The sequence below is a fragment of the Klebsiella sp. RC2 genome (assembly GCF_014192815.1).
In the GTDB taxonomy this organism is placed as follows: Bacteria; Pseudomonadota; Gammaproteobacteria; order Enterobacterales; family Enterobacteriaceae; genus Klebsiella; species Klebsiella variicola.
On the sequence record NZ_JACHYL010000003.1, the window covers coordinates 472,995 to 487,861 of the forward strand.

14 protein-coding genes and 1 pseudogene are annotated in these 14,867 nt (G+C 57.8%); 6 read left to right on the top strand and 9 right to left on the bottom strand.

What is annotated here, in order from left to right; genetic code table 11:
* Nucleotides 1-115: 115 nt before the first annotated feature.
* Nucleotides 116-877 carry an SDR family NAD(P)-dependent oxidoreductase gene (locus FHW76_RS11850; RefSeq protein ID WP_032732864.1) on the bottom strand — a complete coding sequence of 254 codons (762 nt, stop codon included), beginning with the start codon at nt 875-877 and terminating at the stop codon, nt 116-118.
* A 108-nt stretch (nt 878-985) separates the two neighbouring features.
* On the opposite strand from FHW76_RS11850, the gene FHW76_RS11855 reads away from it, so the two are divergent.
* Together FHW76_RS11855 and FHW76_RS11860 are read left to right on the top strand one after the other, a co-directional pair.
* A complete protein-coding gene (locus tag FHW76_RS11855) occupies nt 986-1,900 on the top strand; it encodes a LysR family transcriptional regulator (RefSeq protein ID WP_183476725.1) in 915 nt (304 codons plus the stop codon).
* 302 nt (nt 1,901-2,202) lie between these two features.
* On the top strand, nt 2,203-2,391 hold the full coding sequence (locus tag FHW76_RS11860; protein ID WP_008805199.1) for a hypothetical protein: 189 nt from the start codon (nt 2,203-2,205) through the stop codon (nt 2,389-2,391).
* A 53-nt stretch (nt 2,392-2,444) separates the two neighbouring features.
* Here the strand turns inward: FHW76_RS11860 and FHW76_RS11865 are convergent, their stop codons facing one another.
* The 4 genes and pseudogenes from FHW76_RS11865 to FHW76_RS11880 all read right to left on the bottom strand — a co-directional run bounded on the left by FHW76_RS11865 (nt 2,445) and on the right by FHW76_RS11880 (nt 4,545).
* Complete coding sequence (locus tag FHW76_RS11865) at nt 2,445-2,915, bottom strand: ATP-binding protein (protein ID WP_022064664.1); 471 nt, start codon at nt 2,913-2,915, stop codon at nt 2,445-2,447.
* Nucleotides 2,916-2,925: 10 nt separating this feature from the next.
* Nucleotides 2,926-3,078, bottom strand: a pseudogene (locus tag FHW76_RS11870) (anti-sigma factor antagonist); the annotation flags it as partial.
* Nucleotides 3,068-4,282: a PP2C family protein-serine/threonine phosphatase gene (locus FHW76_RS11875; protein WP_043876229.1), complete on the bottom strand. Its 1,215-nt coding sequence runs from the start codon at nt 4,280-4,282 to the stop codon at nt 3,068-3,070. The gene FHW76_RS11875 and the pseudogene FHW76_RS11870, both read right to left, overlap by 11 nt.
* Nucleotides 4,283-4,290: 8 nt before the next feature.
* Complete coding sequence (locus tag FHW76_RS11880; RefSeq protein ID WP_023340012.1) at nt 4,291-4,545, bottom strand: hypothetical protein; 255 nt, start codon at nt 4,543-4,545, stop codon at nt 4,291-4,293.
* Between the two features lie 106 nt (nt 4,546-4,651).
* Between FHW76_RS11880 and FHW76_RS11885 the strand changes: the two genes are divergently transcribed.
* Both FHW76_RS11885 and FHW76_RS11890 read left to right on the top strand, forming a co-directional pair.
* Nucleotides 4,652-5,086 (top strand): globin, encoded by a 435-nt coding sequence (locus FHW76_RS11885; protein WP_012968418.1) that lies wholly within the window; start codon nt 4,652-4,654, stop codon nt 5,084-5,086.
* A gap of 2 nt (nt 5,087-5,088) precedes the next feature.
* Nucleotides 5,089-7,776: a response regulator gene (locus FHW76_RS11890; RefSeq protein ID WP_183476727.1), complete on the top strand. Its 2,688-nt coding sequence runs from the start codon at nt 5,089-5,091 to the stop codon at nt 7,774-7,776.
* 7 nt (nt 7,777-7,783) lie between these two features.
* Here the strand turns inward: FHW76_RS11890 and FHW76_RS11895 are convergent, their stop codons facing one another.
* The 3 genes from FHW76_RS11895 to FHW76_RS11905 all read right to left on the bottom strand — a co-directional run bounded on the left by FHW76_RS11895 (nt 7,784) and on the right by FHW76_RS11905 (nt 11,136).
* Nucleotides 7,784-8,653 (bottom strand): aldo/keto reductase, encoded by an 870-nt coding sequence (locus tag FHW76_RS11895; protein ID WP_044612814.1) that lies wholly within the window; start codon nt 8,651-8,653, stop codon nt 7,784-7,786.
* Nucleotides 8,654-8,731: 78 nt separating this feature from the next.
* Nucleotides 8,732-9,934 carry an MFS transporter gene (locus FHW76_RS11900; protein ID WP_032730160.1) on the bottom strand — a complete coding sequence of 401 codons (1,203 nt, stop codon included), beginning with the start codon at nt 9,932-9,934 and terminating at the stop codon, nt 8,732-8,734.
* 65 nt (nt 9,935-9,999) lie between these two features.
* Entirely contained in the window at nt 10,000-11,136 is a 1,137-nt protein-coding gene (locus FHW76_RS11905; protein WP_032732860.1) for an alpha/beta hydrolase, read from the bottom strand.
* Between the two features lie 172 nt (nt 11,137-11,308).
* On the opposite strand from FHW76_RS11905, the gene FHW76_RS11910 reads away from it, so the two are divergent.
* Both FHW76_RS11910 and FHW76_RS11915 read left to right on the top strand, forming a co-directional pair.
* Nucleotides 11,309-12,193, top strand: a complete 885-nt coding sequence (locus FHW76_RS11910; protein WP_183476729.1) for a LysR family transcriptional regulator — start codon at nt 11,309-11,311, stop codon at nt 12,191-12,193.
* Nucleotides 12,194-12,524: 331 nt separating this feature from the next.
* On the top strand, nt 12,525-12,911 hold the full coding sequence (locus FHW76_RS11915) for a VOC family protein (protein WP_012968423.1): 387 nt from the start codon (nt 12,525-12,527) through the stop codon (nt 12,909-12,911).
* A gap of 152 nt (nt 12,912-13,063) precedes the next feature.
* On the opposite strand, the gene FHW76_RS11920 is transcribed toward FHW76_RS11915, so the two are convergent.
* A complete protein-coding gene (locus FHW76_RS11920; protein ID WP_047666432.1) occupies nt 13,064-14,851 on the bottom strand; it encodes an aryl-sulfate sulfotransferase in 1,788 nt (595 codons plus the stop codon).
* Between the last annotated feature and the right edge of the window lie 16 nt (nt 14,852-14,867).

Below are 14,867 nucleotides of genomic sequence, written 5' to 3' on the forward strand. Positions count from 1 at the left end.
CATCGCCGCGCTGGTGCTCTCCTTCCCACCGGCACGGCGGTGTTTGATCAGCCGTTCCCGCAGCAGCTTAACCTGACTCAACTCAGCAAAACGTTGGCCGGATAGTCCCCTCGCTTCAGATGCGCATTCCCCCGGAAACTTCAATGCGCTGGGCATTCACCCAGCGATGATCATCGGATAACAGCGAGGCGATCATCGGCCCGATATCCTCTGGCAGACCAGGCCGACCCAGCGCCGTCATGTTCGCCACCGCCTGAGCGACCTGCGGGTTATCCCGCACCACCCCGCCGCTGAAATCGGTGGCGATGGCGCCGGGCGCCACGCAGTTCACCGTAATTCCGCGACTGCCCAGCTCAAACGCCATATAGCGGGTCAGGGTTTCCACCGCGGACTTCATGATCGCATAGGGCGCCCGGTTCGCCATCACGATACGGGTTAGCCCGGACGAGACATTCACTATCCGTCCGCCATCGGCCATCAGCGGCAATAGTTTTTGGCTGAGGAAAAAAACGCCCTTCACGTGGATACGATACAGCGCATCGAATTCCGCTTCCGTAGCGTTAAGAAAACCCATGCCGCTGGCGTTGCCGGCGTTATTGACCAGGTAATGAAACCGATCGGCCCCCAGCTCCGCCAGCGCCTCCTGAAAGGCGCTGACAAATCCGTCAAAGGTATCGGTTTCGCCGGCGCTGAAGGGCAACGCAATCGCCCGGGCGCCCAGTGCTTCAACACGTTTAACCACCTCATTCGCCTCGGCAAAATGCGCGTTATAGGTCAATACCACATTCACGCCGCGCTGAGCCAGCGCTTCAACGGTCGCGCGCCCCAGGCCGCGACTGCCGCCTGTCACCAGGGCAATTTTTGCGCTATTGTTCATGTTTCCCCCTTTTTACTCTGCTGAAAACATGAGCGATTCTAGGCTTCTGCATGCCGACGATAAGACCGCATTGCCCGACAGGATTGTTTTGCCAGCTGGAACAATGTCATGGATAAACTGGATACCCTGACCCTGTTCGTGCGCATCGTCGAACGAGGTTCGTTCAGCGCCGCCGCCGCGGATCTGGGTTTTTCCCGGCCGGTGGCGACCGCGGCCATTAAGGCGCTGGAGGCCAGTCTCGGGGCGCGGCTGCTGCAGCGCACCACCCGGCACGTACGACCGACGGCGGAGGGCTCGCTGTATTATCAGCGCTGCGTGGCTATTCTGGCGGCCCTTGAGGAGGCCAACCGTAGCGCCGGGGGGAGCATTGCCGGTATTATCCGCGTGGACGTGGCGGGCAATCTGGCGCGAACCCTGCTGCTGCCCGCGCTGCCACAGTTTCTCGCCCGCTATCCTGCCATGACGCTGCAGATCGGCGAAAGCGAGCGCGACGTCGATCTGGTTCGCGAAGGGGTCGACTGCGTCATTCGCGGCGGCCATCTCCCCGACAGCGAGATGATTTGCCGGCCGCTCGCCAGGCTGCAGGAAATCACCTGCGCCAGTCCGGCCTACCTCGCCCGGTACGGTACTCCGCATACGATTGAAGGACTGACGGGCCACGTGATGATCGGGTTTGTTTCATCGCGCACGCAACGAACCTTGCCGCTGAGCTTTACCCAGGATGGCCGCCAGAGCGAAGTCAGTTTGCCCTGTCGGCTGCTGACCTCCGATGCCGACGTCAGCGCCGAAGCGGCAAGGCTTGGCTTTGGCCTGTATCAGGCCCCCTTGCCCCGCCTTGAGGCCGATCTGGCGTCGGGCGCGTTAACGGAAGTGCTGGCCGATTTTCGCCCTGCGCCGCTCCCGCTCTCCCTGCTCTATCCCAGTAATCGGCAGCTCTCTGCCCGGGTACAGGTATTTATCGACTGGGTGACGGCGCTGATGAAGCCTCCCCTGGCGCAGCAGGCATCCGGAAGGCTAAAATAATATTTGCTATTTTTTGCGGCTCGTGCGTTAATCGTTAAGTCGATTTACCAGACGAAAAGTTATTATCTAAGTACGCGTTCTCATCTCCAGGCGTTATCCCTGATACCACCTTCCTTTGAGCAGTCCCATTAGTATTTTGCTTTTTCTGTAAACAGGCTCTGTCAGATCCCTGTTGGCTCGTTAATAAAGCCCTCCGACTGACGCCATACCCGGCTTACCACTAACAAAAATCAGCCGCGTTAATTTTCCTGAAAACGACCTTTGTCTTTTCAACAGAACATTACCCATACAAGGTTTACATTATGATTGAACATATCCATTTTAGATGCCCATGCTGCCATGGCTCCCAGTACAGAACGTCCCAGTTTGATGTGACGGAAAAAAATCCCTTTGGTGCGAAATGCATTTTCTGCAAATCAGCGATGATGACATTTGATGCTATCCGCCCTCGTCATCTGGGCGCGCAGTCTACTGCGCAGGCACAACAATAAGTATGCGCGGGTAAAGCATGCCTGTTATCCGCCAGGCGGATGACGTCTTTTTCTCAACCGCCATTTTTGTCGGTTGAATAATTAACAGCGGGATCAGGCAACGCTTTTATCAGGGTGGTAATATTTTTCCCTGCATTCATTTCAACGTCAAAAAAGTCCACCGCACACAGAATAAGCCGCAAGCCTCTACCGCTTTCCGCTAACGGATCGACATCGAAATGCTCATCACCACGCGCCAGCGCCAGGCGCTCGGCGGGAAAGGTTTCCCCCGCGTCGGTAAAGCGCAGCGTCACCCGTCGGTCCGCGACCCTAAATTCCACACCAAAACGACTTTCCCGATCCTCATGCAGCGCATAGCGAATAATATTCGTTGCCGTTTCACAGGCAGCGAGATCGAGCGCGAAGCGCCACTCGTCCGCAACAGGCAGCGGCGCCATTCGCTGGGCAAGCCACTCCGCCAGCGGTGAAAGCGAGGTGAGTTCGGCAGGAAACATCATGATGTTGTTCACGGGCACGTCACTCATTTGGCTGTGCAATTTTGCTGAAATCAACAATCAGATCGGTGCGAGATTCGCCTATCTCCTGGGCGTCTGCCGCTTTAAAGGCTACTGCGACGGAAGCATCCAGCCGACGCACCGCCGGCGTCAGGATCGTCACCGAGGCCTGCCGTTCGGTTTCAATTTTCATCACTGTCCCCTGTACGTTCAATAATCAAAAGTGAAACATCATCGGCCATCGCCTGGGTCTCCTGCGCGTCGCCATTGCGCCAGTGGATCAAGTACCGGGCAAACCGCGGCAGCAGCGCGGGCAGCGGCTGCGTCACGCTGTCCTGCAGCCACGCTTGTAAACGCGCTTCGCCAAACTGTTCACCGCTCCGGTTTTCACATTCGGTGATACCGTCGCTGAACAGGCAAAGCCGCTCTCCCGGCGCCAGCGAGAAACTGACATCTGCCCATGAGAGATGGTTTATCAACCCCACCGGCGCCCCACCGCTGCCGACCGAGCGCACACCTCCATCCACGGTGACGATAAACGGGGTGGGATGCCCGGCCTGACACAGTTTCCCCTCACCGGTTGTGAGGTCGATGACGCCATAGATCAGGGTGAAATAGCTGACAATCTCTGCCTCGTCGCTACAAAAACGACCATTCAGGATCTGCACTACCTCGGCAGGTGATGCCGGCTGGTTATCAGCAGAGAAAAGAAAACGCTCAACCGCCCTGCCATGCAGAAACTGGCGGGCGACGGCAAGCGACATCATCGCCGCCCCCACGCCGTGCCCGGAGACATCCACGCAGTAAAATCCGAGATGCTCCCCCAGCGGGAAAACATTAAAAATATCCCCCGATACCCAGGCCGACGGCAGGAAAATCCAGTCGGAGAAAAAACCCTGATAGCGCAGCTGATGGGCGGGAAGAACCGACTGCTGGATGCGCGCCGCCAGCTCCAGATCCTGTTCAATCTGCCGCAGCGCTTCACTTAGCCGCGTATTGCGCGCGGCGAGGTCGGCTTCAAGGGAGAGGATCCGCGCCCCGGCGTGCAGCCGCGCCCGCAGTTCGCTCTGCTCCACCGGTTTGCTGAGAAAATCATCGGCCCCTGCCGCAAACCCTTGCGTTAAATCGCCAGGATCTTCGCGAGCGGTAAGCAATATCAGATAAACGTAGTGACCAAACTGGCGACGGCGAACTTCCCGGCACAGCGTCAGGCCATTCATCTCCGGCATTTCCCAGTCGCTAATCACCAGGCTGACGGGCTGGTTTTCGAGGATCGCCAGCGCGGCGACGCCGTTTTCCGCCTCACTGACGATATAGCCCCACTGCGTCAACATCCGGCTTAGCAACCGACGATAAACCAGCGAATCTTCAACAATCAGGACGTGCTGTGCCGACATCGCGCCTCCTAAATCGGCAGGAACCAGATAAGGCTGATCGTGCCTTCACGAAACTTGCCGCTGTACGCTATCAGTTTAGTCAGTAGCGGGTTGGCTTGCTCATCAGCAATGGGGTTGTCAACCAGGCTATACTCCAACCTGACGGCAACGCCAATCGACTTTAGCGACAAACCGGCGATAAATGGCTGGTCAGCAAAAGTATCGTGTGGCTGATGCTGGATAAAGACGGGTGAGCGGCGGCCCGCTTTTCCGCAGAATGGCAACGAGGAAATCCTGTAAGGGGAAAACTCATGCATGGCCAGCGCGTGTCGCCTGCGGATCCTAACCCGCCCGGCCGCTGCCGGGCGAACGGGTCATGAGGAACGCACCATGAAGTTTTATCGCGATCTTTTTGAAGCCAGCCTGAATCGCGTCGTACCGGAGCACGATAAAAAGCGCTTTTTTCAGGCCTTCTACAGCACCTTTATCCATATGTCGCCCGAGACGGAGCAGCACTTCTCACGACGCCCGGGCGAGGAAGGCCAGCAGATGATCTTTAAGAGCTTTTTCGCCATGCTGGCGGTCAACGGCGACCTCTTTGTACCCGATTTTCTGGAACGGCTGGCGCGAGCGCAGAGCGAGGAAGGCCTGCGTCTGCCACCGCGGTTTTTTGCCCTGTGGCGAGAAGCCATGCTCAAAACCGTCCGCGCCAGCGATCCACTGTGCGATGAAGAGATCCTCACTGCATGGGCAATGGCGATCGCCCCTGGTCTTGAGTATCTACGCCGCCAGGCGGAGCTCCACTATCAGACCGCAGGTCACTGATCATGCGCGCCGCTAACCGTGTCGACCTCAACGTCCTGCCCTCAGCGGTGATGATCTACGATGAGCGCGAACGACTGCAGGCCTGGAATGATAAGGTGGCGCTGTTTTATCCCGCGATCGCGCCCTGGCTGACCGTCGGCGCTCCCCTTGAGAGCCTGGCGGAGAAGTTCATCGATGCAGGGTATAACATCGACCCTGGTCGGCAACAGACGCTACGCGAGACGATTATCCGCAACTGCCGCCAGACGAACCACTGCGAGGTCCGCCAGTCGGGCAACCGCCGGATTTACGTTCAGCATCAGCGGCTGGCGGATGGTGGAATTGTCAGTCTGCATACCGACATCACTGAGCTTGACGAGGCCCGACGCGCACTTCACCAGCTTCACGACGATTTTTTATTCACTGCGGAGTCGATCCAGATCGGTATCTGGGACTGGCAGGTCTTCCACGACAACCTGCAGGTGAATGACACCCTGCTGGCGATGGTCGGCCAGTCGCGGGCACAGTGGCGCTATCCGCTGCGTTTTATGCTCAATCTGGTCCACGAGGAAGATCGCGCTACCCTGCAACAGGCGATGATTGCCTCGCAAAACGAGCATATGCCGGTTTTTGAATGTGAACTTCGTGTCCAGCACCCAACGCAGGGCTGGCGCTGGATGCTGCTCTCCGGGCAGATCGTCACCCTCAATATGCAGCAGCAGGCAGAGCGGGTGATCGGGACGTTGCAGGATATTACCCGGCGCAAAGCCGCAGAGCTGCTGGCCATTGAGGCGGCGAAGGAGGCCCGCGAGGCGAACGAAGCGAAAAGCGCCTTCCTCGCCAATATGAGCCACGAAATCCGCACCCCGATGAACGGCATTCTCGGTATGACGCAGCTCTGCCTCGATACGCCGCTGACCGCGGAGCAGCGGGAGTACCTTTCGCTGGTGATGAGCTCAGCCCAGTCGCTGCTGCACATTATTAACGACATTCTTGATTTCTCACGCATTGAATCGGGCAAGATGCAGGTGGACGAAGAGCCGCTGGAGATCCGCCCCTTTATCCAGTCGCTGATCCGCCCGCATATGCCTGCCGCCAGCGAAAAGGGCCTTGAGCTGCTGGTGGACATCTCACCTGCGGTACCGGAGGTGCTGATCGTCGATGGCCCCCGGCTGCGGCAAATCCTGACTAACCTGTTGGGTAATGCGCTGAAGTTCACACATCAGGGGGAGGTTCTGCTGGCGATAGCGCCGGCCGACGACGAAAGCCGCTGGCGCTTTCGCATTCGCGATACCGGGATCGGCATCGCCCCGGAGAAGCAAAAGGCGATCTTCGAAGCCTTCAGCCAGGCCGATAGCTCTACCACCCGCCGCTACGGCGGCACCGGGCTGGGGTTAACCATTTCAGCCCGCCTGGTCAGCCTGATGGGCGGCGAGCTGATGGTGGAGAGCCAGCCCGGGGCGGGCAGCGAATTTGCCTTCACCCTGCCGCTGGGAGGCCTGAACGCCACGGCCTCCGGTAGCGCTCCGCTGAGCCGCTTCAACCACCAGCGGGTGCTGGTGGTTGACGACAACAGCACCAACCTGCGCCTGCTCGACACCATGCTTCGCCAGATGGGGCTGATGCCAAGCTGCGTGGACAACGCCAGCGAGGCGTTACGTCGGGCCGCCGAAGGGCCGCCCTGGCCGCTGATCCTGCTGGATGCACAGATGCCGGATATGGACGGCGTATCCCTGGCGCTGGAGCTCTCCGCCCTGCCTGAAGCCCGGCAAAGCCAGATTATTATGCTCAGCTCCATGAGCCGCCATTTCGACGCCAATATGCTCAAGCGCATCGGCATTGCCCACTATCTGCATAAACCGGTGGCGCAGCGCGAACTGCATCAGGTTATCGCCGGGATTCTGGTCCCCACGCCAGTAGCGACAACAGCGCCAGCCCCCGTTGCGGTGCCGATCAAGGCCCAGGCCGGGCTGCATATCCTGCTGGCCGAAGATAACCTGGTGAATCAAAAGGTCGCCAGACGACTGCTGGAACAGCTTGGCCACCGCTGCGAAGTGGTGAATAACGGCCGGGAGGCGCTGGAGCGCTGGCGCGCCGCCTGCTGGGATCTCCTGCTGATCGACCTGCAAATGCCGGAGATGGACGGTGAAACCGCCATCCGCCTGCTGCGCGAAGAGACGCTGGCGCGGGGCCGGGAGCACCAGCCCGCGATGGCCATGACCGCCCACGCCATGCAGGGCGATAGAGAGCGCTGTCTGGCGATGGGCTTCGACGACTATATCGCCAAACCGGTGAGTCAGGAGGCGCTACGGGAAGCCATCGCCCGCGTCGGCGCAGCGGAAGATAGCGGTTTGGAGGAAGAGAAAGGCCTGCCGGACGAGGCCCACCTGCTAAAACAGTGCGCAGACGATCCTGAGCTGGTCGAGGAGTTGCTGGGATTCTTCGCTGAAGGGCTTGACGCCGCAACGGCGGCCCTTACCCACGCCATTGACGCCAATGACCGGGAGACGCTGCGCCGTACCGCCCACAAGCTGCGCGGCGAGGCGGTCACCCTCGGCTTTCAACGCCTTGCCGGGGTGCTCCAGCAGCTGGAGAGCCAGGCGACGTCGCCCGACCAAACCGTGTCTGACGCTCTGCGCGACGCGCTGGCTGAGGCGATCACAGGCTGCCACTTGTGGCTGCGGCGCAGAGCGCAGGCGGCTTCACGCTAAGCTCCTCTCAGTCGTGGATTTTCACCCCCAGACAGCCGCGAACAAATTCAGGGTTAAAGTGTTTCACCGCTTCGCCAACGTAACCTAAATCCAGGGCGCCGATCTGCGCCATTTCGCTCGTGGTGAGCGAGAAATCCCAGATGGCAAAGTTCTCTTCAATACGCTCCTGGCGGGTGGATTTAGGGATCACCGTGACGCCACGCTGCACGTTCCAGCGCAGGATGACCTGTGCAATGGTTTTTTGATGGGCATCGGCAATCCCCTGCAGCATCGCCTCTTGATACGGATTATGTCTGCCACCGCCTAACGGCGCCCACGCTTCCGGCTGAACGTGATAATGCTTCATGGTTTCCAGCGCCGCAGGCTGCGCGAAATAAGGATGCAGTTCAACCTGGTTCACCATCGGCCTGATTCTGACAGTTTCGCAGAAGTTAGCTAACACATGGGGGTAGAAATTGGAGACGCCAATCGCTTTCAGCTTCCCGGCTTCATACGCGTCTTCCAGCGCGCGCCAGGCGCTGAAATAATCGCCCATCGCCTGATGCAACAGATAGAGATCGAAATATTCCAGCCCGGATTTTTTTAAGGACGCGGCAATCCCGGCTTTCGCCATCCCGGTGTTGGCCATGTCCTGGACCCACAGTTTGGAGGTTATAAACAGCGCCTCACGGGTACACAGACCTTCGGCGATGGCTTCGCGAACGGCCTCCCCCACCGCATCTTCATTATCGTAGACGGCAGCGGTATCGATAAGGCGGTAGCCGGTACGAATGGCGTTCAGCACTGACTGCTTACACTCTGCTTTATCGGTCACCTTAAAAACGCCAAAACCCAGCATCGGCATTTTAAGGTTGTTACTTAATACAGAATATTCCACGGTGAAGCTCCCCTCTTGTTAAAACATCATGGTAAGACAAGAACGCGGTCACGATTAGCCTGTCATTCCTGATTTGACTTATGCATTCAATTCATTAATCGCAGTGCGCTGAGATGATCTGATTTTGACAGAGAGCAGAAAAGTCCCCCCTGCCGCGCCCAGCAATAACAGACCGCTCAGTGCAAACGTGCTGTGCCATCCCAGACTATCAAACACCAGGCCGCCTGCCGTTGACCCGAGGGCAATCGATAGCTGGATCACAGCAACCATAAGACCACCGCCCGCCTCCGCATCTTCGGGCAGCGTCCGCGCAATCCATGTCCACCAGCCGGTGGGCGCCGCCGTCGCCAGCAGGCCCCACAGGCTTAACAGTACGGTGACAGCACCGGTATGGTGCCCGGCCAGCAAAAGCGCTCCGACAATCGCAGCCATAATCAAAGGGATAGCCACCAGCGTCAGATAAAACCGGGCGTGCAGAACGGTCGAAATGAGCAGCGTGCCGACAAAACCAGCGACGCCAATCGCCAGTAATATCAGGGGCAGACCAGAAGAACTGACCCGGGTCACCGTCTCCAGAAACGGTCGCACATAGGTAAATAAGGTAAACTGCCCCATAAAGAACAGCCCGCAGGCCAGCAATCCAAGGGATACCGTCGAGCGGCGGAACAGACGCAGCACGGTTCCCTGCCGCTGTGGTGCGCGCTGGCTTTTCATCGACGGCAGGCTAACGCATTGCCAGATGAAGGCTACCATCGCCAGCGGAACAAGACATAAAAAGGCGCCGCGCCAGCCGACGGTGGCCCCCAGGTAGCTGCCCAGCGGCGCTGCCACAACGGTGGCCAGCGCGTTACCGCCGTTAAAGATGGCCAATGCGCGGGGGACCTGGCGTTGCGGCACCAGCCGAATGGCCGTTGCCGCCGACATCGACCAGAAGCCGCCGATGACGATCCCGATGAGCGCTCTGCCCAGCATATAAACCGGGAAACTGGACGCCAGGGCAATCATCAATCCTGAGGCCGCCATCAACGCCGTGAGCCCCAGCAACAGCCATTTACGGTCCAGCGACCCGGTAAGACGGGAAATCGTCAGGCTGGTCAATACCGCCAGCGCGCCAGAAAGCGCGATCCCCTGGCCTGCTAATCCCTCGGTAATGTGTAAATCACCCGCGATGGGTGTCAACAGACTGACCGGCATAAACTCTGAGGCAATGAGCACAAATACGCAGAGCGTCATCGCCAGGACGCCGCTCCAGTATGCGCGGGTATTATGTAATCCAGACATTATTTATCTCCGACAAAACAAAGCCGCCTGCAGGCGGCTTTGGGGATGTCTCCGGCACAGGAGAGCTATTGCAGGTTGGTTTTGAAAAATTGAGTGAATGTAGCAAAGGGAATTTTGCCCGCGACGTTGTCATAGAGATCGACGTGGTTTGCGCCAGGGACAATCACCAGCGCTTTCTCTTTACTGCCGATCGCCTTAAAGGCATCTTCGGCAAAATAGCGTGAATGGGCTTGTTCGCCGGTCACAATAAGCGTCGGAATAGTCACTTCGCTGGCGTAACTCAGCAGCGGCATATTCATAAACGACAGCGGCATCGTCGCATTCCAAGCCCCGGTTGAATTAACCGAACGCGCATGGAAACCTCGCGGCATACGGTAATAATCGAAGAACTCTTTCAGGACCGGATTGGGGTTGGCGGGCAAGGTTTCCGGCAAAATACGATCGGCAGCGCTGACGTTGCCTTTATCATCAACATATATGTCATGCCCACCGGGGGCGGAAGTGCCGTTTGCCGCATCCTTCCAGCGCTGCGCGTTCAAGTACTGCAGTACCGCTCGGCGGTCGGCTGTCGTGTAGCGGTCTTTGCCATCGCCTACCCCATGACCCATCGCGCGGCTCATGTCATACATGACGCTGGTCGCCACCGCTTTGACGCGGGTATCCATCGCCGCGTCGTTTAGGGCCATACCGCCCCAGCCGCAAATGCCGAGCAAACCGATACGGTTGCGATCCACCTCTTTTTGCAGGCCCAGAAAGTCCACCGCGGCACTGAAATCCTCGGTATTGATATCCGGTGAGGCCATGTTGCGTGGGTAGCCACCGCTTTCGCCCGTATAGGATGGGTCAAACGCCAGGGTGACAAACCCCTGTTCGGCCAGCGTCTGGGCATACAGGCCGCTGGACTGCTCTTTTACCGCGCCGAAGGGACCGCTCACGGCAATAGCTGCCAGTTTGCGTTCACCGCGATCCTTCGGCAGGTAGAGATCGCCAACTAAGGTTATCCCGTAGCGGTTCTGGAAGGTCACCTTACGGTGATCCACTTTCAAACTCTCAGCAAACGTTTTATCCCATTTTTCAATCAGTGAAACAGGCGCATTCGGGTTAATTGTCTCAGCATAGCTCATCGTTGTCACTCCAGTTAATGAGGCGCAAAGCAGCATGGCGGGTATCGCGGCTGTCAGTTTTTTGGTGAAAACCGTCATCAAAATTCCCCTAAATAAACGTGATCAATGCAAGTCTCCAGTAGACAATGCAGCTTTGCTTTATTGTCGTGCGCTTAGTGTAGCCAGCAGTAATGGTTCTGATTAGTAGGTAAAAAATGCTAAAATTAATACCATATTGTTCTAAATGGCATGTGGATGACGAGGCAGGAGAATGGCGAAACGGGAAAACTATAATGACCTTTATCTGTTTATGCAGGTGGTGCGGGAAGGCAGTTTTACCGCCGCAGCGCAACGACTTGGCCTGGCGCAGTCCGGGGTAAGCCGTGCGGTTCGCGAACTCGAAGAGCGGCTGGGCGTTCAGCTTCTGGTGCGCACCACCCGCCGGTTGTCGCTCACTCAGGCGGGTGAGCAGCTCTATCACAATGTCGAATCCGGTTTCGACGCCTTAGATATGGGACTCGCCACGCTGGCCCACTATCGTCAAACGCCCTCCGGTACGGTACGCATCAATGCCAGCCAGCATGCCATTGATAAAGTCCTGCTGCCGAAGCTGGCAGTATTTAAACACCGCTATCCCGATATCAGACTGGAACTGATCAGCGAAAGCCGGTTTGTCGATATTATTGCGGAGCGATTCGATGCGGGCGTGCGTCTGGGCCCGGAAGTCGGGAGTGGTATGATTGCGGTACGCATTTCGCCCGATATGGAGATGGCTGTTGTCGGTACCCCGGAACATTTTCGCCGCTACGGCTTTCCACAAACGCCCGCCGATTTAGTCGCCCACCCCTGCATCGCTTATCAGTTCGGCGACGGCAGCCTTTACGCCTGGGAACTTAATGTGGATGGCAAAAAAATCACCCACCCGCCTCAGGGACAGTGGGCTTTCGCCGATAGCTATATGGAGGCCAAAGCGGCAAGGCTCGGTCTGGGGCTGGCCTATGTCCCGGAAGAGCTGATTACCGACGATCTAGCCCAGGGCACACTTATCCGGGTGCTCCAGCGTTATAGCCAGCGTCTGGAAGGTTCATTTCTCTATTACCCGCACCGCAATGCGTCGCCCGCGCTGAGAGCGGTCATTGATACATTGCGAATGTAACTGAGGTTGCCTGCAGGCAGCAGACCACCGGTAGCGGTTGGTGGAGGGGTCTGAACTCAGAGCTTTCGCTTAATTCCGAACCATGCAAATTGTTAGGCGAGGCGGAAATGATCTGATATCAGTATCAATTTTGCGACTTACCTATGTGATCATAAAGTTATAATACAGCACCGCTTCGTAACGAGTTAAAAAAACGCATATTTCCCTGCTACGCAAACCCTTTTTCTTCGCCTACCCACGCCTGTTGTTGAAATACCTCCAAAACGCTTAAGCATTCCTTTCCACCTCAGGGCTGCTACGCTAACTCTCAGTCAATGGCGAAGGAGGCGTAATGAAAGTCCTCAATATCCTGGTCCGTCGATGCGTGCTGATTACCCGCTTTGAAGAGACCGTTTCGTTTTATGAAAACCTTATCGCGCAGAAGGCAAGGTTGCGTTTCGACTATCCCGAATACGATCTCAAACTGGCGCAGGTGGGTTCAGTGCTTTTAATCGGCGGAACCGAGCAAAGCCTGGCGCCTTTTCGCGCCACCGAGGCCACTTTCCTGGTCAACGACATTACCGCCTGGGAGAAACATCTGCCTTCCACCGGAGCAACGATTATCAATCCGGTGAAGGCCGTGCCCACCGGCTGGAACATGCTGGTTCGGCATCCGGATGGCATGATTGCCGAATACGTTGAGCATCATGACAAAAACCCAGCAGATGAGATCTTCTGATGCTTCGCTTTCAGAGGGTTGGACCTGGTATCAGTCGGCTATACTGCCAGAAAAGTGCGCTTTCTGCTGTAGCCAGAGAGGGAGAGAGGGAGAGAGGGAGAAACTGGCGCTGCAAGCCGCAGCGCCACAGTTATCCTCTTACCCGGGCAGCATCACAGACTGACACTGTTCAACCAGTTGAGCAGACTTGCCACTGAGTATTGCGTCGGTGCGCGCGATATCGGCTGCCCCGATGTTATCAACAGCAGCGTCGGCAGGCCGCGTACGCCGAGGTCGCTGGCCAGTTCCTGATGCAGGTCGGCATCCAGATAGCGCGTTTCAAACTGAGCAATCCGCTGGCTGAGTTTTTCATGGGCCAGTAGCTGCCAGAGTTTACGGCAGTGCACACAGCGCTCCGCGCCAACGAACAGCAGCACGGGTCGTTCACCCTCCAGTTCACTCGCCGCGCTTATCGGCCGGAATGCGCTTTCCGCAACGCGGAACAGCTTCGGACTGCGGCGCAGCGTATCGTTATCGGTTGCGACGCACAGCGCATCGGCGCTTTTACTGTACGGCTGTACGCCCGCCACGCGCACCACGCTCTGCGCCGGGCCCGCCGCCGCCGCGCCCGGCTGACGCAGAGTGCGGACATCAACTGCCGCAATCGGCGTCTCCTGTGGTTGCGCAAGCTGCGGGATCCACGCGTAAGGAATGCGGTAGGCGCGGTAAACCATATTATTATTCAGCGTCTTACCCCAGAACGGCGAAATGTATTCCCAGACAATGTCGTGATCGCGGGTCACTTCAAAAATGCGGCCGTTCGAACCTTCGTTAATCAACGTATTGCCATTTTCCAAGCGCTGCATATTGCTGATATACGGACTGTAGAAGCGGTATGAATCAGTCGGTTGTGGCAGGTCCGCTTCATAAGGCGAGTAGCGCCACTCAATATCGAGGGTCAGCGGGTTGATCTCAAGGATCCGTGAATAATCGCGCCAGGCGTTTTTCACCCCATCCGCCGACGCCGGATTAGGCGCACCGTATCCGGCCCAACCGCCGTTGTCGAAAATCAGGATATTGCCCGCGCCCGGCAACCCCTGGGGGATCATATGCGCATGATGCTGGCCGATGATCCAGCCGATGTGCTTCAGCTCCGGTTTGCTGTAGTCCGGGCCGAGCTGCCAGACTATTTTGCCGCTCTGCTTATCGATAATGGCGATAATATTGGATTCGCGGGCGTCCCAGATAATGTTGTCGGGATGAAAGCGCGCATCGCCGGCGTCATACCATTTATTCGGCCCCAGCGCCGACATCGAGTTGATATGCATCCAGTCGCCCATTCCGCCGCCGCTGGCGCGCATATTCGGGTTATTGTACAGCGCGGTGCGCGCCGCATCGTCGAAGCCCAGCTCATGAAAATGGTCGCTGCAGCGCCACTCCCAGACCACATTGCCCTGCCAGTCGACTTCAATAATGGTGTCGTCCAGCAGCAGCTTGTCGGAGATCGCTTCATTAACCAGATTGGTGTGGGCGAGGATCAGGGTATTGCCGCCATCGACCTGCGGCTCCAGCCCCGGCGCGTAGTAGCCGACGGGGTTACCCGCTCGCTGATAGTCGTGATGAGCGCGCGCCATCCAGCGCGTTTCATTGCCGGGGTCACTGACCTGTTCGTAGCGGTCGAATTTCCAGGTCACGTTGCCCTCCCAGTCCACCTGGATCAGATCGAGCATATCCTGCATGCCATAGCGCGGGTCGCGCTCGCCGCTGTGGCCAAGGATGGCGCCGCCGGGCAGAATTTTGTTGGGAAACCCATGCAGTTCAGGCCATTCCCGCACCACGTGACCATTCATATCCACCAGTACCGCGCCGTGTTCGGTGGCCTGGAAAAGGGTGTAGCCGCTCCAGGCGCGCTGCGGATCATAAAGTGTGGCGCCGGTCGGGTAAACGGAAGGATGTCCCATATGTTGCTCCTTAAAT